At 73.6% G+C, this 24,873-nt stretch carries 18 protein-coding genes and 2 pseudogenes; 5 read left to right on the top strand and 15 right to left on the bottom strand.

Annotated elements, in window-relative coordinates; translation table 11 throughout:
- Positions 1–151: 151 nt before the first annotated feature.
- From eccB to KRR39_RS21945, 9 genes are all read right to left on the bottom strand, one after another.
- Positions 152–1,522 carry a type VII secretion protein EccB gene (gene eccB / locus KRR39_RS21985; protein WP_216939501.1) on the bottom strand — a complete coding sequence of 457 codons (1,371 nt, stop codon included), beginning with the start codon at positions 1,520–1,522 and terminating at the stop codon, positions 152–154.
- Between the two features lie 114 nt (positions 1,523–1,636).
- Positions 1,637–2,800, bottom strand: a complete 1,164-nt coding sequence (locus KRR39_RS21980; protein WP_216939500.1) for an LPXTG cell wall anchor domain-containing protein — start codon at positions 2,798–2,800, stop codon at positions 1,637–1,639.
- 103 nt (positions 2,801–2,903) lie between these two features.
- Positions 2,904–4,256: a type VII secretion integral membrane protein EccD gene (gene eccD / locus KRR39_RS21975; protein ID WP_216939499.1), complete on the bottom strand. Its 1,353-nt coding sequence runs from the start codon at positions 4,254–4,256 to the stop codon at positions 2,904–2,906.
- On the bottom strand, positions 4,253–5,842 hold the full coding sequence (locus KRR39_RS21970) for a hypothetical protein (RefSeq protein WP_216939498.1): 1,590 nt from the start codon (positions 5,840–5,842) through the stop codon (positions 4,253–4,255). Before KRR39_RS21970 ends, eccD begins: the two co-directional genes overlap by 4 nt.
- Before the next feature lie 5 nt (positions 5,843–5,847).
- Positions 5,848–7,206: a S8 family peptidase gene (locus KRR39_RS21965; protein WP_216939497.1), complete on the bottom strand. Its 1,359-nt coding sequence runs from the start codon at positions 7,204–7,206 to the stop codon at positions 5,848–5,850.
- Positions 7,207–7,219: 13 nt separating this feature from the next.
- Entirely contained in the window at positions 7,220–7,717 is a 498-nt protein-coding gene (locus KRR39_RS21960) for a hypothetical protein (RefSeq protein ID WP_216939496.1), read from the bottom strand.
- Between the two features lie 115 nt (positions 7,718–7,832).
- On the bottom strand, positions 7,833–8,126 hold the full coding sequence (locus KRR39_RS21955; protein WP_216939495.1) for a WXG100 family type VII secretion target: 294 nt from the start codon (positions 8,124–8,126) through the stop codon (positions 7,833–7,835).
- 34 nt (positions 8,127–8,160) lie between these two features.
- Positions 8,161–8,472 carry a WXG100 family type VII secretion target gene (locus KRR39_RS21950; protein ID WP_216939494.1) on the bottom strand — a complete coding sequence of 104 codons (312 nt, stop codon included), beginning with the start codon at positions 8,470–8,472 and terminating at the stop codon, positions 8,161–8,163.
- 159 nt (positions 8,473–8,631) lie between these two features.
- Entirely contained in the window at positions 8,632–10,008 is a 1,377-nt protein-coding gene (locus KRR39_RS21945; RefSeq protein ID WP_216939493.1) for a ubiquitin family protein, read from the bottom strand.
- A 264-nt stretch (positions 10,009–10,272) separates the two neighbouring features.
- Here KRR39_RS21945 and eccCa point away from each other — a divergent pair, with 264 nt between their 5' ends.
- Positions 10,273–14,139, top strand: coding sequence for a type VII secretion protein EccCa (gene eccCa / locus KRR39_RS21940; RefSeq protein WP_254185341.1), 3,867 nt, complete (start codon positions 10,273–10,275; stop codon positions 14,137–14,139).
- A gap of 20 nt (positions 14,140–14,159) precedes the next feature.
- Here eccCa and KRR39_RS21935 read toward each other — a convergent pair whose 3' ends face one another.
- Positions 14,160–15,050, bottom strand: coding sequence for a phosphoribosylaminoimidazolesuccinocarboxamide synthase (locus KRR39_RS21935; protein WP_216939492.1), 891 nt, complete (start codon positions 15,048–15,050; stop codon positions 14,160–14,162).
- A 30-nt stretch (positions 15,051–15,080) separates the two neighbouring features.
- On the opposite strand from KRR39_RS21935, the gene KRR39_RS21930 reads away from it, so the two are divergent.
- The gene (locus KRR39_RS21930) at positions 15,081–15,632 is read left to right on the top strand and encodes a DUF421 domain-containing protein (RefSeq protein WP_216939491.1); all 552 of its coding nucleotides are present in this window, start codon (positions 15,081–15,083) and stop codon (positions 15,630–15,632) included.
- A gap of 109 nt (positions 15,633–15,741) precedes the next feature.
- Entirely contained in the window at positions 15,742–18,165 is a 2,424-nt protein-coding gene (locus tag KRR39_RS25305) for an excinuclease ABC subunit UvrA (RefSeq protein WP_254185340.1), read from the top strand.
- On the opposite strand, the gene KRR39_RS21915 is transcribed toward KRR39_RS25305, so the two are convergent.
- The 4 genes and pseudogenes from KRR39_RS21915 to KRR39_RS21900 all read right to left on the bottom strand — a co-directional run bounded on the left by KRR39_RS21915 (position 18,144) and on the right by KRR39_RS21900 (position 22,668).
- Positions 18,144–18,659, bottom strand: coding sequence for a hypothetical protein (locus KRR39_RS21915; RefSeq protein WP_216939490.1), 516 nt, complete (start codon positions 18,657–18,659; stop codon positions 18,144–18,146). The genes KRR39_RS25305 and KRR39_RS21915 overlap by 22 nt on opposite strands.
- A 71-nt stretch (positions 18,660–18,730) precedes the next feature.
- Positions 18,731–20,149: an adenylosuccinate lyase gene (gene purB / locus KRR39_RS21910; protein ID WP_216939489.1), complete on the bottom strand. Its 1,419-nt coding sequence runs from the start codon at positions 20,147–20,149 to the stop codon at positions 18,731–18,733.
- Positions 20,149–21,388: pseudogene (gene purD, locus KRR39_RS21905) on the bottom strand (phosphoribosylamine--glycine ligase). Before purD ends, purB begins: the two are co-directional and overlap by 1 nt.
- Positions 21,388–22,668 carry an adenylosuccinate synthase gene (locus KRR39_RS21900; RefSeq protein ID WP_216939488.1) on the bottom strand — a complete coding sequence of 427 codons (1,281 nt, stop codon included), beginning with the start codon at positions 22,666–22,668 and terminating at the stop codon, positions 21,388–21,390. The pseudogene purD and the gene KRR39_RS21900 overlap by 1 nt, the downstream one beginning before the upstream one ends.
- Before the next feature lie 222 nt (positions 22,669–22,890).
- Between KRR39_RS21900 and KRR39_RS25300 the strand changes: the two are divergent.
- Positions 22,891–23,181 (top strand): annotated as a pseudogene (locus tag KRR39_RS25300) (diacylglycerol/lipid kinase family protein); the annotation flags it as partial.
- A 208-nt stretch (positions 23,182–23,389) separates the two neighbouring features.
- Positions 23,390–23,764, top strand: a complete 375-nt coding sequence (locus KRR39_RS25295) for a diacylglycerol/lipid kinase family protein (RefSeq protein WP_254185339.1) — start codon at positions 23,390–23,392, stop codon at positions 23,762–23,764.
- On the opposite strand, the gene KRR39_RS21890 is transcribed toward KRR39_RS25295, so the two are convergent.
- A complete protein-coding gene (locus KRR39_RS21890) occupies positions 23,761–24,762 on the bottom strand; it encodes a helix-turn-helix transcriptional regulator (RefSeq protein WP_216939487.1) in 1,002 nt (333 codons plus the stop codon). The genes KRR39_RS25295 and KRR39_RS21890 overlap by 4 nt on opposite strands.
- Positions 24,763–24,873 lie beyond the last annotated feature (111 nt).

The raw sequence follows: 24,873 nt of genomic DNA, 5'->3' as shown, positions 1-24,873 counted from the left end.
GACTCCGCGACGTAGCGGGTCTTCCCGACCTCGCACTGCTGCCCCTCGGCTGCCACCGGCACCGACGGGGCGGCCGGAGCCGGGGCGGCGACGCCGACCAGCGCCACCGACAGCGCCGCCGCCGCGGTGGCCCTGCGGGGGCTGCGGACCGTCACGACTGGCTGCCGCTCGCCTGGGTGGCCGCCTGCGAGGTCAGCGCCGGGCCGTCGGCGAACAGCGCGAGCCACGCGGACGGCACCGGCCTCGGCTTGTCGGCGGAGTAGCCCAGGGCCGAGAGCGCGCCCTGCACGTCGCTCTTGCTGCCCACGGCGTAACGGGTGCCCGTGGAGTCGACCAGGAAGGTGGTGCCGGAACCGATGACTCCGCCGCTGGTGGCCTGCACGAGGGCGCCGTGCCCGCTCTCCACGGTCCGCACGATCCCGGGGCCCGTGCTGGCGGCGAGCGAGTCGGTCCGGGGCGTGCCCAGGCTGACGCCGGCTGCCTTGTCCGCGTCGGTGTCGAGCAGCAGGCAGGGTGCGTCGACGCCGTCGAACGGCGTGACGTCCTGCTCCGGCCAGTCGGAGGGGTAGGGCCGGGCCCCGGGGTCGTTGACGGTGCGCAGCGAGGAGATCTGGCCGCTCTGCACCTCACGCTGCCGCAGCTCGGCGCCGGGACCGGCGGACCGGTAGACGGTGTAGGCGAAGTCGGTGAGCGGGAGCAGACCCTTCTTGCTCAGGACGTAGGGCCGTCCGTCCACCTTGACGGGGGTGCCCACGGTGTCCAAGCCGCTGACCCCGGTGTCCACGGTGTCGCCCTCGCCGTCGACCGTGAACGGCTCGAGCTCCTTGCCGGGTGGGACCAGGTCGAGCCAGAGACCCGGCACGGTGGTGGGGGCGTCGCCGTCGAGGCCGAGGGCCCGCAGCACCGCGTTGCCACGAGCACCCGCGGGGACCGCGTACTGGTGCTCCCCCGAGATGACCTCCACCTCGCCGGCCCGTCCGGACGTCACCACGAACGCACTGCCGGGACTGGTGGTCACCTGGTCGCGCGTGGAGAGCGCGACGGTGACGCCCTGCGACGAGCCGGTGCACGCGCTCCAGCCGCTCTGGATCAGCTTGGCGGGGGTGGGCAGCAGGTCGGGAGCCCCGGGGATGCCGATCGTGTCGCCCTGCTTCTGCTTGGCGATCTCGTCGTCGGGCACGAAGTTGACGTCGAAGTCGCCCTCGGAGCCAAGGATCAGCCGCGCGGAGGTGGTGTTGATGACCGGGTAGAGCGTCCCCTTGAACGCGACGAACCGCGAGCCGCTCTCCTTGCCGACCACCAGACCCTTCTGCTGCCAGTCCTTGGGCAGCGCGGGCTTCAGCAGCGGCGCGACCGCGGCACCGGCGACGATGAGCAGGGCCAGGACGAGACCGCCCACCAGCGTGCGGCCGTAGCGCACCGGCTCGACCTCGCGACCGCCCGGTGCACCGCTGACGAACGCGGTGATCAGGCGACGGCGGTTGAAGGAGTGTGCCTCAACCAGGTCCTTCTTGCTCGACATGCTTCCTTCGTACCTGTCCGTGACCCGTCAGCGGGTCGGTTCGCCACGATCGTTGTCCATCAGGGACCGGAGGGCCCGGCCGCGCTCGGCGGTCGGGCCCCCCCCGGCGCTGACTCAGGCCTTGTGCAGCGCCCGCCGGCGCGGACGCACCAGCACGAAGCCGGCGACCAGCAGTCCGAGGCCCAGGACCAGGAGGCCCTGCGTGCCTGCGGGGGCGCCGGTCTCGGGCAGGACCGAACCGTCGTCGGCCGAGGCGGAGACGGACGGCGTGCTCGTCGTCGGGACCGAGGCGCTGGCGTCGACACCGAGGATGCCGCTGTCGCTGCAGATCGCCGGGTCGCCACAGGCCGACGTCCCGGGGGACGAGGTGCCTCCGCTGCCGGGGACGGTGCCCTCGGCGCCCGAGCCGTTGCTGCCCAGCGAGCCGCCGGCGCTGATGCTCGGCCCCTGGTTGTGGTGCGTGCCGCCGTGGTGGCTGGCCGGGGTCGAGCCGGTGTTGCCGCCGCCGGTGGGGCTGCCGCCGCCGGTGGTGCCGCTGGGCACCGGGGTGCTCGGCGCGGGGGTGACCGGGGCCGGGACGACCGGGACCGGGACCGGGGTGCCGCCCCCGTTGCCGTTGCCGTTCCCGTTCCCGTTGCCGTTCCCGCCGTTGCCGTTGCCGGGGTTGGTGGGGTCCGGGTTCGGGTTGCCCGGAGGCAGGTCGCAGTCAGGGTCCGACGGGTCGAAGTCCACCGGTACGCAGGTGGGCGGCTGGGGGTCGGTCTGGCAGCCGGGGGTGTTCGGGTCCGTGTCGGCGGAGTCGCACGCCGGGGGCGGCGGGTTGCCGCAGCCCGGGTCGTTGCCGTTGTAGTCCTGCGGGATGCAGATCTCCGGCGCGGTTCCGCAGCCGGGGTCGTTGCCGTTGTAGTCCTGCGGGATGCAGATCTCCGGCGCGGTTCCGCAGCCGGAGTCGCTCCCGTTGTAGTCCCGCGGGATGCAGGCCCCGTCGGGCGTGCAGTTCGCGTCGTCCGGGAACGAGCACTCCACGGCAGCGAGCGCGAGGGACGGCGCCGGCGTGCGGGCCGACGGCGGCGCGGTGTCGCCGCTGGCCGGGATGGTGCTGTCCTGGGCGGCGGCGTCCGAGGACGTCGCGGCCTGGTCCGTGACGGGAGCGACCGCGGTGAGGCTCGTTCCCGTCGTACCGCTGGTGGCGTCTGCCAGGGAGGATGCCGCGAGACCGACGAGCAGAAGTCCCCCGGTGATGATCCCTACTGCGGTCAGTCTGCGACCGTTTCTCATGATTCCCCTTCTCAAGGCCGTGCTCGGCCGGTGGTGACGTGGTGCAGGTGGTGGTGTTCCGGTGCGGATGGAGCCACGAAGGTCGCGATTGTTCCCAGGAAGGTCAGCCGCCAACCGCGCCGACGAGGCCGATGGCGAGCACGAGCAGCGGCAGCATCGCCACGAGGGCGACGAGCTCGCTGATGTCCCCCAGGCGGCCGCGCCGGACCGACGGGGCCATCGGGACCAGGGTGAAGACCAGCAGCACGGCACCGGTGATCGCCAGCAGCAGCGCGAGCGCCACGTGCCAGGTCGGCTGCTCGACGATGACGCTCACGGCCAGGGCGACCAGTCCGGCGATCCCGCAGAGCAGCCCGGCCGCCACCTCGCTGCCGACGCGGTACTGGCGGGTGCGCAGCATCAGCACGACGCAGGCGCAGACCACGACCAGGGCACCGGTCACGCCGAGGCTGACCGCGAGCGGGCTCACCAGGACGACCAGCAGGCCGACGGTGGAGGTGACGGCGAGCAGGATCTCATGACCCATCCGGGCGTCCCGGCGCACCTGGCCCGGCTGCACCTCGCGCGGCTCGGCGGTGAGGTCCGCGTCGGTGTGGGCCTGGTCGACGCGGGTCGCGGTGGTGCCGAGGGCGACCCAGGGCAGGGCGCTGCCGACGACGACCGCGAGGACCAGCGCGACGGTGTAGACGGCGCCTGCGGAGAACGACGAGACGGTCAGCACCCCACCCGCGGCCGCGACGACGCCGCCGACGGAGACGGCGGGCAGCATCAGCGTGCGGCGCTCGGCGAGGCCGACCAGGCCGACCAGCCCGACCAGGACCGCACCGGCGCCGGCCAGCGCGGCCGGGGCCTCGAGGAGCGGTCCCGCAGGGGCGGCGGTCAGGCCGCAGACGACGGCGTAGGCCACCCCGGCCCAGGCCAGGGTCGCGGCCGCCTCGTGCTCGGCCTGCACGCGGGAGAGCACCAGCGCGGAGGCGACGAGCACCAGCGCGGCCACGCCGGCGGCCGCGCCGGCCACCACGTCGGGCCGCTGCAGCGCGAGGGCGAGCGCCCCGAGACCGAGGAGCAGCGCGGCCGTGGAGAGCGCCGTACGGCGGCCGGCCGCGGGCTCCCACGGGCGCATGTCCTTCTCGACGGCGTCGGCCATCGCCTCGACGATGTCGTCGTAGACCCGCGGGGACTCCTCGTCGACGCCGACGGTGACGGTCAGCACGCCACCGTCCTCGACGCCCTGGAACGTCAGGCCGGTGTCCTCCGAGAGCCGTCGGCCGTCGGAGGTCAGCAGGGCGTAGCCGCCGTAGGCGGTCTGCGCGTCCAGCACCCCGACGGCGCGCGCCAGCTCGGGGAGCAGCTCGGCCACCGGGAGGGCACCGGGCAGCGCGAGGTCGGCGCGCCGTTCACCGGCGACCACCGACACCCGCACCAGTCCGGCGCTGCCGGTCAACGTCTGGGTCACCTGATCACGTCCGGTCCGGCCTCGTCGTCGTCGAGCCAGGCCTCGTCGTCCTCGAAGACCATCGACTTGCGCTTGGCGTTCTTCTCGTCGCGCCCGCTGCCCGTGGAGCCGTGGGGTCCGGTGCCCCGGCCACCCGCGCGCTCCTCGCCTGCAGCCGTCCCGGTCCCGGCCCGTCCGCCCGAGCGGGCGCCGCTGCCCGAGGTGGTCCGACCGCCCCGTCCTGCGGCGGTCTCCTCCTCGGTCGCACCGGCGCTGTAGCGGCTGCTCGTCGACCGGCCACCGGCGCTCGTCGAGGTGCCCCGGCCGCCCGCACCGCTGCCGCCGGTGGTCGTGGTGGCGGGCCGGCCGGCGCTGGAGCCGGTCGTGCCCTTGCCGGCGGTCGTGCCCTTGCCGGCAGTCGTGCTTGTGGCGGACTTGCCCCCGGTGGTCCCGGTCGTGCCCGTGCCGGCCGTCGTGCTCGTCGGCGAGCCGCCCAGGACGCCGCCCTTGGCGGTGCCCAGCGCACCCGCGCGGGTGCTGCCACCCAGCGCGGTGCCGGTCTTGCCGCCGACCGCGCCCGCGGCGCCACCCAGCCGTCCGGCCAGCATGCCGCCGCGCGAGGTGGCCCCGCCGCGCAGCGCGCCCAGGGCGCCACCGGCGCCGCCGAGCATGCCCGCGAGACCGCCGACCGCGCCGCCCGCCAGGCTGCCGGAGGAGCCGCCGATGGCTCCGGGTGCGCCACCGAGGCTGCCCGGGGTGCCCAGGGCGGAGCCGCCCGCGGCACCGTGCGCGCCACCGACGAGCCCGTCGACGACACCGTCGGCCGTGGTGCCCCCAGTGATGCCCCCGGTGATGCCGCCGTGGGAGTGCGTGGTCCCTCCGACGACCGGGTGCACGAGCGGGTCGAGACCCGGCACGTGCTTGACGCCGCCGGTGAGCAGCTCGGCGTGCACGTGGGTGCCGTTGGTGCTCGTGGAGTACGGACCGACCGGTCCCCCACCGGTGGAACCGGGAAGCGGCACGTAGGGACCCGACCCGGGTCCGCCGGTCGGGGGCAGGGTCTGGTCGCCGCCACCGCCGCCACCGCCGCTGAAGCGCGGCGGAGCGGCACCGTTCATGAGGATCTGAGAGTCAGTGAGACCGCTCTTGAGCTCGAGGTAGGCCTTCTTCGCGGCCTGCTCACGCGCAGCATCGTCGGAAGCGGCCGCGTCGACGGCCTGCGAGTGCTGGATCTGCGCCTCGTGCTGGGACTGGCCGTCGAGGCCAGGGTGCACGGCTCCGGGCATGACGCCAGGCGGGGGCAGGGTGTTGTAGGCCTTCTGGGCGTCCATCAGGGTCTGCGCGGCGGTGTTCAGCGAGCTGCTCGCGTTCACCATCCTGTCCTGGTTCTTGCGCACGTTGGCGCTCAGGCTGGTGAACGCCGCGGTCGCCGCGTCGGCGTCGTCGCCCTTCCAGGACTCGGCGATGGACTGCCTGGCGCTGTCGATCTGCTCGGCCACCTTGCCGAGACCCTCGGCCGCCTTGGTCCAGGTGTCCGCGGCCTGCATGACCACGACGGGTTGCGCGTCCGTCGCCTGGTCCAGCTTCGCCTCGTAAGAGCCTGCCATCTCGGTCAGCCTTCCTCTCTGGTGCGACCACTCGTGGACGAGCGGCTCCCCCGTTTGTTCGCTGCGACTCCTGCGCCGGCTCCGGCCAGCACGACGACCGCGCCGAGCGGCCACACCCACACCGGGACCCCGCCGCTGTCCGCGGTCGCCGCCGAGGCGCGGGTCGTCTCGTCCGGCACCGCGGAGGCGTCGGAGGACGGGCTCTCGGCCGCACTGGGCGACGGTGAGGCCGAGGCCGAGGCGCCCCGGCTGCTCATCGGGTAGTCGGCGAGTGCGGCGCGGGGCCCCTTGCGCAGCGGGTTGACGTCGGGCCACGCGGTCGGGTCGGTGGCGAGCATCCTCGACATCGAGAGCAGCCCGAAGCCGTAGTCGCGGTCCCAGGCGTACTTCCCCGACGACGGGTTGTGGATCAGCTGCTGGATCAGCTGGTTGCCGGTGGCGTCGGGGTACTTCGACTTCACCAGGGCGAGGGCGCCGGCCACGATCGGTGCCGAGAAGGACGTGCCGGTGAGGCTCCGCCCCGACTGCCAGCCCACACCGGGGACCCACGCGATGCCGGGTACGTCGACACCGGGGCCGGTGATCACCGGGTTGCCGTTGATGAAGCTGCGGAACGGACGGGGGTTCTGGCTCCAGGCCCGCCCGTTCCGGTCGCCGGCCAGGACCGCGACGGCCCCGGGCACGGCTCCCGGGAAGGTCATGGTGACGCCGGGCACGAGGACCCGGCCCTTCTGGCCTGCGTCGCCGACGAGCACGATGCCCTGGTCGAGGGCCTGCTTGACGACCGGGCGCATCGAGCCGTTGTAGCCCAGGTCGAGCGAGGTGGTGATGATGTCGGGGTGGTCGCTGAGGGCGAGCTTCATCAGCGAGTAGGTCTCGCTCGTGAAGCAGTCGACCGGCTCGTCGCTCGGGTCCGAGTCGTCGGCGTAGAACGTCACCTCGGCGCCGGGGGCGACCCCGCGGATGCCCCGGCCGCCCGGGCCGGTGCCCCGGCCGGTCCCGGAGATCAGCGTGGTCACGGCCGTCCCGTGGTCGGCCTTGGTCCCGGTGGCCGGCTTGACCCGGTTGCCGTCACAGTCCTTGCCCAGCTTGACGTTCGCGCCCCGGAGCTCCGGCGCGGTGGGGTCGATCGCCTCGTCGATGACGGCGATCTTCACGCCCTTGCCGGTGGTCTCCCGGTGCGCCTTCTCCAGACCGAGCGCGGTGTACCACCAGGTCTTCAGACCCTTCTCCTGCGTCACCGGCGCGGCGGAGGCCGGGGCCAGCGCCCCCGCTGACCCGCTCAGCAGCAGCGCGCACAGCCCCAGCGCCGTCGCGCGGGCCACGCGCGCACGACGGTCGGGGGTACGACGGAGAAGGCTCATGTTCCTCGGGTCCTCAGGAGAACGTCGCGCCACCGGGCGGGTCCGCCGGGGCAGGAGTCTCGGTCTCGGCGGGCGGAGCAACGCCGTCCACGGGCGTCGTGGAGGTGGTGAGGTTCTCGGCCTGGTCGTGCCGGGCCTGGTCGTAGGACCGCGACGAGTGGAAGGTGTGGCCGTCGTACTTCTTCGAGATGCCCAGCAGCAGCTGCTGCGCCGCGTCATCGGTGCTCTCGTGGTTGTTCATCGCGTCGAGGAGCTTCTGCCGGAAGTCCTGCAGGTCCTTGATGGTGCCGTCGATCGTCTCGACGAACACCTCGTGGGCGCCGCGGTGCTGGTGACCGAGCTCCTGGCCGAGCGGACTGGCCCCGAAGGCGGAGACGTCCAGCGTCAGGTTCTTGAAGCTCGAGCTCGAGTGCGACGCGTCGGTCTCGGCCTTGGTCAGCGTCGAGTTCGCGATCTGGCGGATGGCGTCGATGGTGACCTCGACGTCGTGGGCCGCGGCCGCGAGGGCCATCTCCGGAATCATCTGTCCTACCCCCATGTGAAGTGCGGTGGAGCCTGCGTGGAGCCGGGCGCGCGAGGCGCCCGGCTCCACGGGTGCCGGTCCGGACGGACCGACGGTCGTTCGGTCAGCCCCAGCGGGACTGGTTCTGGTTCTCCGTCGACTGGTAGTCGCTGTTCGAGGTCGTCACGGCGGTGCCGATCTCGGCGAGCAGCGCCTTCATGTCGGCCATGCCCTGGTCCCACTTCGTCTTCGCCTGCTGGTACGACGCGGACGCCGAACCCGTCCAGTCGGAGCGGAGCGGAGCGAGCTCGGACTCGAGGGCGTCGAGACGACCCTCGATCTGGTTGGCGGACGCCTGGATGTCGGCCGCAGCCGCGTCCAGGCCGCCGAAGTTGACCTTCAGCTCTCCTGCGTTCATGTCTGGGTTCCCCTGTTTCTTCGAGAGTCGAGCGTCAGCCGAGACGGCCGGACAGCTTGCCGAACGAGGAGGACTGCGCCTCGTCGTTGGCGTTGTAGGTCTGCTCGGACGAGCGGAGGTTGGCCTCGAACTCGTTGAGCGCCGAGATGATCTTGCGGGAGTCCTCGTCCCACCGGACCATCACCTGCTGGAAGGCGGACGAACCCGCGCCGCGCCACTGCTGCCCGATCCCCGACAGCTTGCCCCGAAGACCGCTGAGCTGCTGCTCCAGGTCACCCCGCGCGGACGACACCATCTGTGCGCCCCGCGTCAGTGCCTGGTCTTGCTTGGTAACTTCGCCGGCCATCTAGCCAGCCTCCTTTCGATCCCCCGTTCGAAGGTCAGCTGCGTAGCCGAGCCCCCGCTCGAGACTGTCTGTGCGCCCGTCACAGCGACGCCTGGACTTTCCGCCCGAAACTGTACTATCTCACCACCTACGTGGCGAGAAGCGTTATTCCCGTATTGATCAGGCCGTAAACCCGCGTACCACCTCGTAGAAGCCCGAGGCCAGCGGGACCGCCGCGACCACCAGCACGATCGACAGCCCCTCGACCAGGTCCGCGACCCGGGCCCACCACACCGACCGCCAGCCGCGTCCCAGCGAGACGGCGGACAGCGTGACCACCAGGGCGAGTGCCAGCACCGCGGCGAACGTGACCCAGTCCGCCGTGCGTCCGTAGGTGTCCAGGACGTCGTACCCCAGGAAGGCGAGCACCCAGACCGCCGCGCACCGCAGCGCCACCCGCGGCAGGGCCGAGCGGAACGACCGGGCGACCAGCGCGAGCGCGGCACCGCCGAGGCCGACCATCACCAGCGTGCTGAGGCCCTGCAGGCCGCGGCCGGCGCCGAGCGCCAGCAGCGGGCCGGTGACCGCGGCGACGACGGCGATCACCACGGTGCCCGCGGCGACCAGCCGGAGGCCGCGACGGACCACCTCGGTGACGCCGTCGAGGCGGACGATGCTGCGACGGCGCCGGCTGCCCCGCGGCTGCTCGCGGGCCGACCAGGCGGTCACCGCCAGCCGGTCGAGGTCGAGCAGGGCCTGGTCCGGCACGTCGACCACGGTGTACGGCAGCAGGCGGGCGCCCACGACGGCGGCCGCGAACAGCACCGCCCAGAGGCCCTGCACCGAGCCGCCGAGGAGCAGCAGCAGCACGGTCAGCAGCGCCAGCGCGGCAGCGACCGCGAGCCAGATCTCCACGAGCTCGTCGTGCTCGGAGTCCAGGAAGGTGCGGCCCACCGCGGCGAGGACGGCGGCCGCCAGGGCCGCGACGGCGAGCCCGAGCAGCAGGCCGCCCGGCGCCGAGGAGTACGCCGCCACGAAGCCGGCACCGGCCGCGAAGGCCGGGGCCGCCGCGCTGCGGGCGCGCGCGGCGGCACCGCTCGCACCGGCCATCGGCGCCACGCAGGTCAGGGCGCACAGGAGCAGGAGGACCAGGCAGACGACCCGGGCCGGACCCGCGCCACCGGTGGCGGCCAGCACGCCGGCCCCGGCCAGGCCGCACAGCGCGGCGAGCGCGAGGAGCAGCGGCTGCCGGTCGAAGGCGCCGGACAGCCCGCGCCGCACCTCACGGCGGCGGCGGCCGGGCTGCGGCCCGTCGGCCTCGTCCAGGGCGACCACGACATCGCCGTGGCGCAGGCCGGCGAGCTCGACGGTGCGGGTGCCGTCCAGCAGCACGCCGCCGCTGGTGGTGAGGGGCGGGGGCGCGGAGGCGCCGACGAGGTCGGCGTAGCTGTGCGCGAGGGTGTCGACGTCGACCCAGAGCGGGACGGCCAGGTCGGCCCGGCCGGCGCTGCCGACCACCGTGACCCGGATGGTCGCCGAGACGATTCCTGCCGACACCTGCGACCTCCCCGTGGCTTTCCGGCTTCCGACGTCCAGCCCGCAGTCGTCGGCCTACTATCATGCACGACGGAGCGTCGAACCGGACATCGAAGACAAGTCGGATTACTTCTCGGCCGCTCCGTCGACGACGGGGAGGTCATCGCTTGTCCACGACGCTGGGCCGCGGCCAGAAGCTCGAGCCGCCGACGATGCCCGGGGGGGCAGCTCGTCCTCCAGGCGCCTCCGGAGCTCGCACCGCACGAGGGCGCGGGCGGCGCGCTGATGATGGCGCTGCCGATGCTGGGCAGCGTCGGCTCGATCGTGTTCGTCGCGGCCGCACAGCCGGGTGGCAAGGGCATGATCGCCGCCGGCATGTTCCTGGTCGCCACGCTCGGCTTCGTCGGGGTGAGCATCGACCGGCAGCGCAAGCAGCGGGCCGCCAAGGTGACCGGCGCGCGGCGCGAGTACCTGCAGTACCTCAGCGGCGTGCGCAAGGTGGTCCGCGAGACCGCCACCCAGCAGCGCCGGAGCCTGCTGTGGCACCACCCGCTGCCCACCTCGCTGCCGGCGATCGCCGAGGACCGCACGCGGCTGTGGGAGCGCACGCCCGACAGCCCCCAGCACCTCCAGGTCCGCTACGGCCTGACCTCGCAGCCGCTCGCGCTCGAGCTGCTGCCCCCCGAGACCGCCCCCGTCGAGCAGCTCGACCCGGTGGCCGCCTCGGCCCTGCACCGGCTGCTGGTGGTGCACCGGGTGCAGCCCAACCTGCCGGCCGCGCTCGACCTGCGCGCGTTCAGCCGCGTCGAGGTCACCGGCGAGGCCGGCCAGGCCCGGTCGCTGGCCCGCGCGATGGTCTGCTCGATGGCGGCGTTCCACTCCCCCGAGGACCTCCTCGTCGCGGTGCTGGCCACCGACGAGACGCTCCCGCAGTGGGAGTGGCTCAAGTGGCTGCCGCACGCCCAGAGCACCGAGGACAGCGACGCGCTGGGCCCCAGCCGGATGGTCACCACCTCCCTCGACGACCTGGCGGCGATGCTGCCCAAGGACCTCGTCGACCGGCCGCGCTTCGGCGCCGACCAGCGCGCCGCGGCCCCGCACGTCCTGGTGCTGGTGGACGGCGCCACGCTGCCCCCGGGCAACCACCTGATCCCCGACGAGGGCGTGCACGGGGTGACCGTCCTCGACCTCCCCGAGCGGTGGGACGAGCTGGACGACCCCACCCGGCTGCGGCTGAACATCGAGCCCGGCCTGCTTCCCGACGGCCTGGCCGCCGTCACCGCGCTGCGGGTGCGCGAGGGCGCCTCCCGGGCGGCCGGCGACCAGCTCGACCTGGCCAGCGCCGAGGCGTTCGCGCGGCGCCTCGCCCCGCTGCACACCAACGACGGACCGGTCCGCGAGGACTCGCTCTCCGGCACCCCCGACCTGCACGACCTGCTCGGTCTCAGCGACGTCCGCACCTTCGACCTGGCGGCCGCCTGGCAGCCCCGTCCGGCCCGCGACCGGCTCCGGGTCCCGGTCGGGGTCGGCGACACCGGCGCCCCGATCTACCTCGACATCAAGGAGTCCGCCCAGCAGGGCATGGGCCCGCACGGCCTGGTCATCGGCGCCACCGGCTCCGGCAAGTCGGAGTTCCTGCGCACGCTGGTCCTCGGCCTCGCGATGACGCACTCGCCCGAGGTCCTCAACATGGTCCTCGTCGACTTCAAGGGCGGCGCGACCTTCGCCGGCCTGTCGGACATGCCGCACGTCTCGGCGGTGATCACCAACCTGGAGAACGAGCTCACGCTCGTCGACCGCATGCAGGACGCGCTGTCCGGTGAGATGGTGCGCCGCCAGGAGCTGCTGCGCGAGGCCGGCAACTACGCCTCGGTGCGGGACTACGAGAAGGCGCGCGCCGCGGGCGAGCCCCTCGAGCCCCTGCCCAGCCTGTTCATCGTCGTCGACGAGTTCTCCGAGATGCTCTCCGCCAAGCCTGAGTTCATCGACCTGTTCGTCGCCATCGGCCGGCTGGGCCGTTCGCTCGGCCTGCACCTGCTGCTCGCCTCGCAACGCCTGGAGGAGGGCCGCCTGCGCGGCCTCGAGAGCCACCTGTCCTACCGGATCGGCCTGCGCACCTTCTCCAGCGCGGAGTCGCGCGCGGTCCTCGGCGTCCCCGACGCCTACGAGCTGCCGCCGGTCCCGGGCCTGGGCTACCTCAAGCCCGACCAGTCGACGCTGCTGCGGTTCAAGGCCGCCTACGTGTCCGGACCCCCGCCCCGGTTGGGCGGGCCGGCCTCCACCCGCTCCGGCGTGCGCGCGCGCAGCATCCTGCCGTTCACGGTCGGCCACGTCCTCGCCCCGCGCGAGCTCGAGCCCGAGCTCGTCGAGGAGACCGTGGCCAGCGCCGCCCCGGTCGACTCCCGCGCGGTGCTCGACATCGCCGTGGACCGGATGCTCGGCCACGGCCCCGAGGCGCACAAGGTCTGGCTGCCGCCGCTCGACGTGCCGGACACCCTCGACGCGCTGATGGGCGACCTCGTCGAGGACCCGGACCTGGGCCTGGTCTCGCCGTCCTGGCGGGCCCGCGGGGGCCTGGACGTGCCGCTCGGCATCGTCGACCGGCCCCGCGAGCAGCGCCGCGACGTGATGCGGGTGAACCTCGCCGGTGCCGGCGGCCACGTCGCCGTGGTCGGCGGACCGCGCAGCGGCAAGTCCACGCTGCTCCGCACGATCGTGAGCAGCCTCGCGCTGACCACGACCCCGAACGAGTCGCAGTTCTACGTCCTCGACTTCGGCGGCGGGACGTTCGCCCCGATGACCGAGCTGCCGCACGTCTCCGGCGTCGCGACCCGGTCCGAGCCCGACGTCGTACGCCGCGTGGTGGCCGAGGTCCAGGGCATCGTCGACCGTCGTGAGGCGTACTTCCGCCGCGAGGGCATCGACTCGATCGAGACCTACCGCTCGCGGCGCAAACAGGGCACCGCCAACGACGGCTACGGCGACGTGTTCCTGGTCGTCGACGGCTGGAGCACGCTGCGGGCCGACTTCGACGAGATCGAGATGGAGCTGCAGGCGCTCGCCCAGCGCGGCCTGACCTTCGGCCTGCACCTGGTCGCCGGGGCCGCCCGCTGGGCCGACTTCCGGGCGGCGATCCGCGACGTCTTCGGGACCCGTCTCGAGCTTCGTCTCGGCGACCCCAACGACTCCGAGGTGGACCGCAAGCTCGCCCAGCTGGTGCCGACGGGTCGTCCCGGACGCGGCCTGGTCGCCTCGAAGCTGCACTTCCTGGCCGCCCTGCCCCGCGTGGACGGGCAGCCCGACGCGCACGCGGTCGGCGTCGGGGTCGAGGACCTCGTCGAGCGGTCCCGCAAGGCGTGGGGCGGCAGCCAGGGACCCAAGCTGCGCCTGCTCCCCGAGCGACTGGAGCTCTCCCGGCTGCGCGAGCAGGTCGAGCGCACCGGGTCGCTGGCCGGCCCGACCGTCTACCTCGCCGTCGACGAGCGGGACCTGGCGCCCGTCGGTCTCGACATCGACCGCGAGCCGCACCTGCTGGCGTTCGGCGACAGCCGCTCGGGCAAGAGCGCGCTGCTGCGCACCTACGCCCAGGAGGTGATGCGGACCCGCACCGCCGCGGAGGCGCAGGTCGTCGTCGTCGACTACCGGCGCTCGCTGCTCGGCGAGGTCCCCGAGGAGTACCAGCTGCACTACCTCACCAGCGCGACGCAGGCCGAGCCCGCGATCGCCGAGCTGGCGGCGTACCTCCAGCAGCGGCTGCCTGGCCCGGACGTCACGCCCGACCAGCTGCGGAACCGGTCCTGGTGGACCGGCGCCGAGGTCTACGTCGTGATCGACGACTACGACCTGGTCGCCACCCAGTCCGGCTCGCCGATCCTGCCGCTGGTCCCGCTGCTGGCCCAGGCCCGCGACGTCGGGCTGCACCTGGTGCTGGCCCGGCGCTCCGGCGGCGCCGCCCGCGCGCTGTACGAGCCGGTGATCCAGAGCCTGCGCGACCTGGCGATGCCGGGCGTGCTGCTCTCCGGCAGCCCCGACGAGGGCCCGCTGATCGGCACGGCCAAGCCCCGCAAGTCGGTGCCCGGCCGCGCCCAGCTGGTCACCCGGGACCGCGGGGTCGAGGTCGTCCAGACGGCCTGGACCGATCCGACCCTCTGAGCGGGGCCCGGGTCGACGGGTCAGAAGGTGCGGCCGGTGAGGCGTTCGTAGGCCTCGACGTAGCGGGACCGGGTGCGCTCGACGACCTCGTCGGGCAGCGGCGGCGGGGCCTCCCCGGAGGTCCGGTCCCAGCCGCTGGCCGGGGAGGTCAGCCAGCCGCGCACGATGTCCTTGTCGTAGGACGGCTGCGCGCGGCCCGGGGACCACGACGCGGCGTCCCAGAACCGCGACGAGTCGGGGGTGAGCACCTCGTCGGCCAGCACGATCGTCCCGTCCGGCCGGGCGCCGAACTCGAGCTTGGTGTCGGCCAGCAGGATGCCCCGCTCGCGCGCGACGCCCTCCGCCCGGCCGTAGACCCGCAGCGTCAGGTCCCGCAGGGCGGCCGCCACGTCGGCGCCGACCTCGCCGACCACCGCGTCGTACGACACGTTCTCGTCGTGGTCGCCGAGCTCCGCCTTGGTCGCGGGCGTGAAGATCGGCTCCGGCAGCCGGCTCCCGTCGACCAGCCCGTCGGGCAGCGCCAGGCCGCACACCTCGCCGGTGGCGGCGTACTCCCGCAGGCCCGACCCGGTGAGGTAGCCGCGGGCCACGCACTCGACGGGGTACATCGCGAGGGTCTCGCAGACCACCGCGCGGCCCTGCACCGCCGCCGGTACGTCGACCGACAGCACGTGGTTCGGGACCAGGTCGGCGAGCTGCTCGAACCACCACAGGGACATCTGCGTGAGCACCGCGCCCTTGTCGGGGATCGTGGTCCCCAGCACGAAGTCGTAGGCCGAGATCCGGTCGCTGGCCACCATCAGCAGCTCACCGCCGGGCAGCCGGTAGAGGTCGCGGACCTTGCCGGAGTGGACGTGCTCGGCGCCCTCGACGACGGGTGCCTCGGGAATGCCGTGCGTGCCTGCGCTCATGGCGACGAGCGTAGGGGACATGCTGGACGCATGTGGAACGACCTGATGGGCCTCGGGGTCAGCGCGCCCGAGAAGATCCTGCGCACGATCGTGATCTACCTCGTGCTCGCGGTGCTGCTGCGGCTGGCCGGCAAGCGCGACCTGGCCCAGCTGAACTCCTTCGACCTCGTGGTGATGCTGCTGCTGTCGAACGTGGTGCAGAACGCGGTCATCGGCCCGGACAACTCGCTGCTCGGCGGCATCGTCGGCGCGACCGTCCTGGTCGCGTTCAACGCCCTGGTGGTGCGTGCGTCGCTGACCTCGGACCGGGCCTACCGGCTGATGGAGGGAACCTCGACGCTGCTCGCCCGGCACGGGGCGTGGGACCACCGGGCGCTGCGCCGCGAGGGGCTGCGGCAGGCGGACGTGGACGCCGCGCTGCGCCGGCAGAACGCCAACGGCGTCGACGACGTCGAGACCGTCAGCCTCGAGCCCGGTGGGGCGGTGGTCACCACGCTGCTGCCCGGCGCCGAGTCGGCCACCCGGGCCGACGTCGAGCGGCTGGAGGCCAAGCTCGACGCCCTGCTCTCCCGCCAGCGGTGAGCGCCGCGGCGCCGGTTAGCATCGGCGCTCACCGTCGAGGAGAGGCACGCGCCTGAGCACCGAAGGCTTCATCCGGGTCCGCGGCGCGCGCGAGCACAACCTGCTCGACGTGGACGTCGACGTGCCGCGCGACGCGTTCGTGGTGGTGGCCGGCGTCTCCGGCTCCGGCAAGTCCTCGCTCGCGTTCGGCACGATCTACGCCGAGGCGCAGCTGCGCTACTTCGAGTCGGTGGCGCCGTACGCCCGGCGGCTGCTGCAGCAGGTCGGTGCGCCCCAGGTCGACGAGATCACCGGGCTGCCGCCGGCCGTCGCCCTCCAGCAGGCCCGCGGCGTGCCCACGGCGCGCTCGACCGTCGGCACGCTGACCACGCTGTCGAACTCGCTGCGGATGCTGCTCTCGCGGGCCGGCAGCTACCCGCCGGGCGCGCCCCGCCTGGACTCCGACGCGTTCTCCCCGAACACCCCGGCCGGTGCCTGCCCGGAGTGCCACGGCCTCGGCCGGGTGCACCACGCCACCGAGGACTCCCTCGTGCCGGACCCGTCGCTGACCATCCGGGAGCGGGCCATCGCGGCCTGGCCGGGAGCCTGGCAGGGCAAGAACCTGCGCGAGATCCTGGCCACGATGGGCTACGACGTGGACCGGCCGTGGCGCGACCTGCCGCAGGCCGACCGGGACTGGATCCTGTTCACCGACGAGCAGCCGGTGGTCACCGTGCACGCGCACCGCGAGGCGCACCGGATCCAGCGGCCCTACCAGGGCACCTACCAGAGCGCCCGGCGCTACGTGCTGCACACGCTGGCGAGCACCGGCAGCGCCACCCTGCGCCGCCGGGTCCTGCAGTACGTCGAGGTGACGGCCTGCCCGCGCTGCGCGGGCACCGGCCTGCGGCCCGAGGCGCTGGCGGTGCGGTTCGCCGGGCTGACGATCGGCGACCTCACCGCGCTGCCGCTGGACGGGCTGGCGGCGACGCTGCGCGCGGCCGGGTCCTCCGGCGACGTCGCGGCCACGATCGTGCCGGACGTCCTGGCCCGGATCGGGGTGCTGACCGAGCTCGGGCTGGGCTACCTCAGCACCGGGCGACCGACGCCGACCCTGTCGGCCGGCGAGCTGCAGCGGCTCCGGCTCGCGACCGCCCTGCGGTCGCACCTGTTCGGGGTGCTCTACGTCCTCGACGAGCCGTCCGCCGGGCTGCACCCCGCCGACACCGAGCCGCTGCTGACCGTCCTCGACCGGCTCCGGCGGAGCGGCAACTCGCTGATGGTCGTCGAGCACGACGTCGAGGTGATGCGGCGCGCCGACTGGCTGGTCGACGTCGGACCGGGCGCCGGCACGCTCGGTGGCCGGGTGCTGCACAGCGGGCCGGTCGCCGGTCTCGCCGGCGTCGAGGAGTCCGCGACGCGGCCCTACCTGCTCGGTGCCTCCCCGGTGCCCGCACGGGTCCCGCGGACCGCCGTCAGCACGATCGGGCTGACCGGGGTCACCCGGCACAACCTGGAGGACCTCGACGTCGAGGTCCCGCTGGGCGTCTTCACCGCCGTCACCGGGGTGTCCGGCTCCGGCAAGACGACCCTGGTCACCCAGGTGCTCGCCGACGCGGTGCGCGACCACCTCGGCGCCGACGCCCCGGAGCCCGACGACGGGGACGACGACGCCGGCGAGGAGGGCGGGGACGCCGCCCCCGCGCCGGTCGGGCGCACCGGGCTGCGGGGCGTCACCGGGCTCGACGCCGTCGACCGCCTGGTGCAGGTCGACCAGCGCCCGATCGGGCGCACCCCGCGGTCCAACCTGGCCACCTACACCGGGCTGTTCGACGGGGTCCGCAAGCTGTTCGCCGCCACCGACCTGGCCCGCGAGCGCGGCTGGTCCGCCGGGCGGTTCTCCTTCAACGTCGCCGGCGGCCGGTGCGAGACCTGTCAGGGCGAGGGCTTCGTCGCCGTCGAGCTGCTGTTCCTGCCGGGAACCTACGCGCCCTGCCCGGTCTGCCACGGCGCCCGCTACGAGCCCGGGACGCTGGAGGTGCGCTACCGGGACCGGTCGGTCGCCGAGGTGCTCGCGCTGACCGTCGAGGAGGCGGCCGGGTTCTTCGCCGACGTGCCGGCCGTGTCCCGCAGCCTCGCGACGCTGCTCGCCGTCGGCCTGGGCTACCTCACCCTGGGCCAGCCGGCCACCGAGCTGTCCGGTGGGGAGGCGCAGCGGATCAAGCTGGCCTCCGAGCTCCAGCGGGTCCGGCGCGGGCACACGCTGTACCTGCTCGACGAGCCGACCACCGGGCTGCACCCCGCCGACGTGGCGCTGCTGGTGCGCCAGCTGCACGCCCTGGTCGACGCGGGCAGCACGGTCGTGGTCGTCGAGCACGACATGGACGTGGTGGCCGGGGCGGACTGGGTGCTCGACCTGGGGCCGGGCGGCGGCGGTGCCGGCGGCCGGCTGGTCGCCGCGGGCCCGCCGCACGACGTGGCCCGGTCAGGCAGCAGCCGTACGGCGCCGTACCTCGCGGCCCGGCTGGACGCTCAGCAGCCGCCGCAGCTGTAGAACGTCACGTCCCAGTGGCTGCCCTCGTCGGCGTACACGTTCCCGGCGCCGGACTGGTACTGCGGGTAGCCGTCGCCGCGCAGCCCGATGTAGGTGAAGCTGTTGTGCACGTAGCTGGTCAGGCAGGTGGTCTTGGCGAAGTCCAGCTTGTAACCGTTGTAGTGGCTGTAGGTGCCGCTCGCGTGGCCGACCTCGGTGCCGCCGGTGATGTTCAGGGCGCAGCCGCTGGAGCCGCGCAGCGTGACCGCCCCGTCGACGGTGGTCTGCCGGATCCCGTCGAAGGACGTGCAGGTCGAGTTGCTGCGGGTCGTGCAGCCGCCCGACGAGGACCAGGTGATCCCGGCCGCCCGGAACTGGCTCTCCGCCGAGGCCTGGGTCACCGCCGAGGCGGGCAGGGCACCGGCCAGCAGGGCGGTGAGCGCGAGCAGCACGGCGGCGAGCAGCGAGCGTGGCCGGACGCGGCGGGTGGCGGGGACGGTCTCGAGGTGGGTCATGCTCGCGAACCTAGGCCCGCCGGCCGGTCACCGGCAGCCTCACGATCGTGCAGTGCAGGAACCGGCAGACCTCAGAGGATGTCGCCGGGCGTGTAGGCCGCCGCCTCCGGGTGCGCCTTCGCGACCTCGCCCACGCGCCGTACGACGACCTGCACCTGGTCCACGGCGGCACCGGTGAAGGTGATCGGGTCGGCGACCAGCGAGGCGAGCTGCGCCTCGGTGAGCCCGAGCCGCTCGTCGGCGGCGAGCCGGTCGAACACGTCGTTGACGGCCTGCCCCTGCCGCATCGCCAGCGCCACCCCGACGGCGGCGTCCTTGATCGCCTCGTGCGCGACCTCCCGGCCGACCCCGTTGCGGACCGCGGCCATCAGCACCTTGGTGGTCGCCAGGAACGGCAGGTAGCGGTCGAGCTCGCGCTGCACCACGGCCGGGAACACCCCGAACTCGTCGAGCACGGTGAGGAAGGTCTGGAACAGCCCGTCGCAGGCGAAGAACGCGTCCGGCAGCGCCACCCGGCGGACGACGGAGCAGGAGACGTCGCCCTCGTTCCACTGGTCGCCGGCCAGCTCGCCGACCATGGAGAGGTAGCCGCGCAGCACGACGGCCAGCCCGTTCACGCGCTCGCAGGAGCGGGTGTTCATCTTGTGCGGCATCGCCGAGGAGCCGACCTGGCCCTCCTTGAACCCCTCGGTGACCAGCTCGATGCCGGCCATCAGCCGGATCGTGGTGGCCAGGTTGGAGGGGCCGGCGACGACCTGGACGAGCGCGGAGACGACGTCGAAGTCCAGCGAGCGCGGGTAGACCTGGCCGACGCTGGTCAGCACCTGCTCGAAGCCGAGGTGGGCCGCCACCCGCTGCTCGAGCTCGGCGAGCCGGTCGGTGGACCCGTCGAGCAGGTCGAGCATGTCCTGGGCGGTGCCGACCGGGCCCTTGATGCCGCGCAGCGGGTAGCGCGCCAGCAGGTCCTCGACCCGGGCCAGCGCGACCAGCATCTCGTCGGCGACCGTGGCGAACCGCTTGCCCATCGTGGTGGCCTGCGCGGCGACGTTGTGGGAGCGGCCGGCCATCACCAGCGACTCGTGCTCGGCGGCCAGCCGGGCCAGCCGGGCCAGCGCCGCGACGACCCGGTCGCGGACCAGCCCGAGCGAGGCCTTGATCTGCAGCTGCTCGACGTTCTCGGTGAGGTCCCGCGACGTCATGCCCTTGTGGATGTGCTCGTGGCCGGCGAGCGCGCAGAACTCCTCGATGCGCGCCTTCACGTCGTGCCGGGTGACCCGCTCGCGGGCCGCGATCGAGGCCAGGTCGACCTGGTCGACGACCGCCTCGTAGGCCTCCACCACCCCGTCGGGCACGTCGACGCCGAGGTCGCGCTGGGCCTTGAGCACGGCGATCCAGAGCTGCCGCTCGAGCACGATCTTGTGCTCGGGGGACCAGATCCGGACCAGGTCGTCGGCGGCGTACCGCGTGGCGAGGACGTTCGGGACGGTCATCAGACTCCTGCGGCGATGTCGGTGCGGTGGTGGCTGCCGTCGACGCGGATCTCCGCGACCCCGGCGTAGGCCTTGGCCCGGGCGTCCGCGACGTCCGCGCCACGGGCGGTGACGGCCAGGATCCGGCCGCCCGAGGTGACCACGTGCCCCTCGCCGTCGGTGGCGGTGCCGGCGTGCAGCACGTCGACCCCGTCCACCCGGTCGGCCTCCGCGAGGCCGTGCACCCGGTCACCGGTGCGGGGGGGACGCGGGGTAGCCGTCGGCGGCGACGACGACGGCGACCGCCGCCCCGTCGTGCCACAGCAGCGGGCTGAGCTGGTGCAGCCGTCCCTCGGCCGCCGCCTTGAGCAGGATGCCGAGCGGGGAGGCGAGCAGCGCGAGCAGCGGCTGGGTCTCCGGGTCGCCGAACCGGGCGTTGAACTCGATGACCTTGACCCCGCGCTCGGTCAGCACGAGGCCGGCGTACAGCAGGCCGGCGAACGGCGTGCCGCGCTTGGCCATCTCGTCGACGGTCGGCTGGAGCACCCGTTCGGTGACCTCGGCGACCAGGCCCTCGGGGGCCCAGGGCAGCGGGGCGTAGGCGCCCATGCCGCCGGTGTTCGGGCCGGCGTCGCCGTCGAGCGCGCGCTTGAAGTCCTGGGCCGGGATCAGCGGGACGACGGTGGTGCCGTCGGTGACCGCGAACAGCGAGACCTCGGGACCGTCGAGGAACTCCTCCACGACCACCCGCTGGGTGATCGCCGCGTGCGCCAGCGCCTCGTCGCGGTCGTCGGTCACCACCACGCCCTTGCCGGCCGCGAGCCCGTCGTCCTTGACGACGTACGGCGGCCCGAAGGCGTCGAGCGCGCTCGCGACCTCCTCGGGACTGGTGCACACGTGGGCCATCGCGGTGGGCACCTCGGCGGCGGCCATCACCTCCTTGGCGAAGGCCTTGGAGCCCTCGAGGTGCGCGGCCGCGGCGGACGGCCCGAAGCAGGAGATCCCGGCGGCGCGCACGGCGTCCGCGACCCCGGCGACCAGCGGCGCCTCGGGGCCGATCACCACCAGCTCGGCGCCGACCTCGCGGGCCAGGGCGGTGACCGCCGCGCCGTCGACCGGGTCGACGGCGTGCAGCGTGGCCACCGCCGCGATGCCCGGGTTGCCCGGGGCGGCGTGCACCTCGGTGACGTTCGGGTCGCGGGACAGGGCGAGGGCGAGCGCGTGCTCACGGCCGCCGCCCCCGACGACCAGGACCTTCATCAGCCCTCCCGCAGCACGATCGTCTGCTCGCGGCCCGGCCCGACACCGACGGCCCAGAACGGCGACCCCGACATCTCCTCGAGCGCGCGGACGTAGAGCTGGGCGTTCTTCGGCAGCTCCTCGAAGCTGCGGCACGCCGAGATGTCCGTCTGCCAGCCGTCGAAGTACTCGTAGATCGGCTTGGCGTGGTGGAACTCGGTCTGGGTCATCGGCATCTCGTCCTGCCGCTCGCCGTCGACGTCGTAGCCCACGCAGACCGGGATCCGGTCCCAGGCGCCGAGCACGTCGAGCTTGGTGAGGCAGAACTCGGTGAGGCCGTTGACCCGGGCCGCGTAGCGCGCGACGACCGCGTCGTACCAGCCGCAACGGCGGTTCCGGCCGGTGCTCACGCCGACCTCGCCGCCGATCTCCCAGAGCCGCTCGCCGTCGGCGTCGAACAGCTCGGTCGGGAACGGGCCGGCGCCGACCCGGGTGGTGTAGGCCTTGATCACGCCGATCACCCGGTCGATGCGGGTGGGGCCGACCCCGGAGCCGGTGCTCGCGCCGCCGGAGACCGGGCTGCTCGAGGTGACGTAGGGGTAGGTGCCGTGGTCGACGTCGAGCATGGTGGCCTGGGCGCCCTCGAACAGCACCGTCTCGCCGGCGTCGAGCGCGCGGTTCAGCAGCAGCCCGGTGTCCGCGATCATCGGGCGGAGCCGGTCGACGTACGACAGCAGCTCCTCGACGACCTGGTCGGGGTCGATCGCACGGCGGTTGTAGACCTTGGCGAGGATCTGGTTCTTCAGGTCCAGGGCGGCCTCGACCTTGTCGCGCAGGATCTTCTCGTCGAGCAGGTCGGCGACCCGGATCCCGGTGCGGTTGATCTTGTCGGCGTACGTCGGGCCGATGCCGCGGCCCGTCGTCCCGATCTGGTTCTTGCCGAGGAACCGCTCGGTCACCTTGTCCATGGTGGTGTGGTAGCTGGTGATCAGGTGCGCGTTGGCGGACACGACCAGGCGGCTGGTGTCGACGCCGCGGGCCTCCATCCCGTCGACCTCGCGGAACAGCGCCCCGGCGTCCACCACGACACCGTTGGCGATGACCGGCGTGCAGCCCGGGGTGAGGATCCCGCTCGGCAGCAGGTGCGTCGCGAACTTCTCGCCGTTCACGACGATCGTGTGCCCGGCGTTGTTTCCGCCGGACGTTCTCACGCAATAATCGATGGTCGAACCGAGCTGGTCGGTCGCCTTGCCCTTGCCCTCGTCCCCCCACTGGGCTCCGAGGATCACGATCGCGGGCATCTGGCACCTCTTTCACTGGCCGGGGCACCGGTGCGCGTGCCGGGGTCTGTCCCCGCCTGCCACCCTGGTGACACGCAGGGAGCCCGGATGCGCAACAGCATCTGGGCTCTTGCAAACCAACGTTAGCAGAGCGCGCGGTGCTGCTCCGAGGACCGATCTCCTGGTGAGCACGGACAGCCCCGGGGCCGGCGCGGTAGCCTCCGCCCCGTGGAACCTCTGCTGATGATTACCAACTCCGAGGCCGGGAGCAACGACGAGGAGACCCTCGAGCGGGCCCTCGCCGTGCTGCGGGCCGCCACCGACGTCGAGGTCGCGGCGACCTCGAACCAGGGTGAGCTGGACGGCGTGCTGCACCGCCGCGGCGGCCGGCAGGTGGTGGTCGCCGGCGGCGACGGGAGCCTGCACGCGGTGGTCGCGGCGCTGCACCGGCGCCACGAGCTCCAGGACACCGTCCTCGGCCTGGTCCCGCTGGGCACCGGCAACGACTTCGCCCGCGGCACCGGCATCCCGCTCGACGCCGAGGAGGCCGCCCGGGTGATCGTGACCGGCGACATCCGGCCGGTCGACCTGATCGTGGACTGCCTCGGCGAGGTCGTGGTGAACAACGTGCACGTCGGCGTGGGCGCCACCGCCAGCCACAACGCGCAGAACCTCAAGAAGGTCCTGGGCCGGTTCGGCTACGTGCTGGGCGCGCTCAAGGCCGCCGTGGAAGCCGCCGTTCGTGCGGCTCCGGATCGAGGTCGACGACCACGTGGTGGCGGACTTCGCGCACCCGATCCTGATGGTCGCGATCGGCAACGGCTCCCGGGTCGGAGGTGGCGCCGCGATCACCCCGGAGGCGACGCCCGAGGACGGCAAGCTCGACGTGATGGTCTCCTACTCGACGTCGCTGTGGGCCAAGGTCGGGTACGCCGTCCGGTTCCGCCTCGGCACGCACCACGAGCGCGACGACGTGCTCTACCTGCGCGCGAACCGGGTCAGCGTCTCCGGGCAGGACTTCTACTGCAGCGCCGACGGCGAGCTCTACGGCCCCGAGCGGAACCGCACCTGGCACGTCGAGCCCGCGGCGTTCTCCATGCCGCTGCCGCCGGCCTAGATCCAGCCGCGCCGGACCGCCTCGACGCCGGCCTGGAACCGCGAGTCGGCGCCCAGCTCGCCGAGCAGCTCGGCCACCCGGCGCCGTACCGTGCGCACGCTGAGGCCGAGCGCCCGCGCGATCTGCTCGTCCTTGGCGCCGCCGGCGAGCTGGCCGAGCAGCAGCCGCTGGTCGCTGGCCCCCTCCGCGGGGCGCTGACCGTCCAGGCCGGGCACGGCCATCGCCTTCTCCCACAGGCTCTCGAACAGGAGGGTCAGCGACCCGATCAGCGAGTGCTGGCGGATCACCAGCCGGCGCTGCGAGGGCTTCCCGAACCGCTCGGTCACCAGCGCCGCCGAGCTGCCCATGATCGCCAGCCGGCACGGCACCTCCGCGAGGATCCGCACGTGCTCCCCCGCCTCCGCACGGCTGCGGATCATGTCCGGGGCCTCCTCGAGCACCCGGGCCGGGTAGATCGCCCGGGACCGCCGGCCGGTGCGCATCAGGTCCTTGACCCAGTCGTCGACCTGCACCCCCTCCGGCAGCTTCCACTCGTCGGGCCGCAGCCACAGCAGGTCGCCGGTCGAGGCGGCCGAGAGGCTGCGCACCAGCTGCGCGATGTCCCCGCCGTCGACCAGCTCGAGCGTCACCGGCTGGCCCTTGGGCGCCGAGGCGGTCAGGTGCTCGGCGCTCAGCGACGGCAGCATCCGCCGGACCGCCTCGAGCTGGGCCCCCCGGCTCTGCAGCCGCCGGGTCTCCTCGGTGACCAGGCGGGAGATCGCCTCGGCCGGCGGCCGCGCCAGCACCACGTCCCCCCGCAGGTCGACGACGCCGGCCCCGGCGAAGCGGGCCACCGTGTCGCGCAGCTCGTCGGGAGGCAGCCCGACCAGGGCGCCGAGCTCGGCCAGGGTGCTGCCCGAGTGCCGCAGCAGCAGCCGGTAGATCTCCTCCTGCGGGGCGCTGAAACCGAGCACCCCGAGGGTGGACATCTCGTCGGAGGAGAGCGGCAGGGAGGTCATGCTGACAGGTTAGTGTCAGTGGCATCAAACGGTCACGGGATCCTGGTCGTTTGCTGAGAAGGTTTTCCCAGTGGCCGACCGGGTGGTCCTCCGTTCGGGGGGAATCCGAGG

The sequence above is a fragment of the Nocardioides panacis genome (assembly GCF_019039255.1).
GTDB lineage: Bacteria > Actinomycetota > Actinomycetes > Propionibacteriales > Nocardioidaceae > Nocardioides_B > Nocardioides_B panacis.
This window is presented reverse-complemented; position numbering and strand designations above follow the sequence as displayed.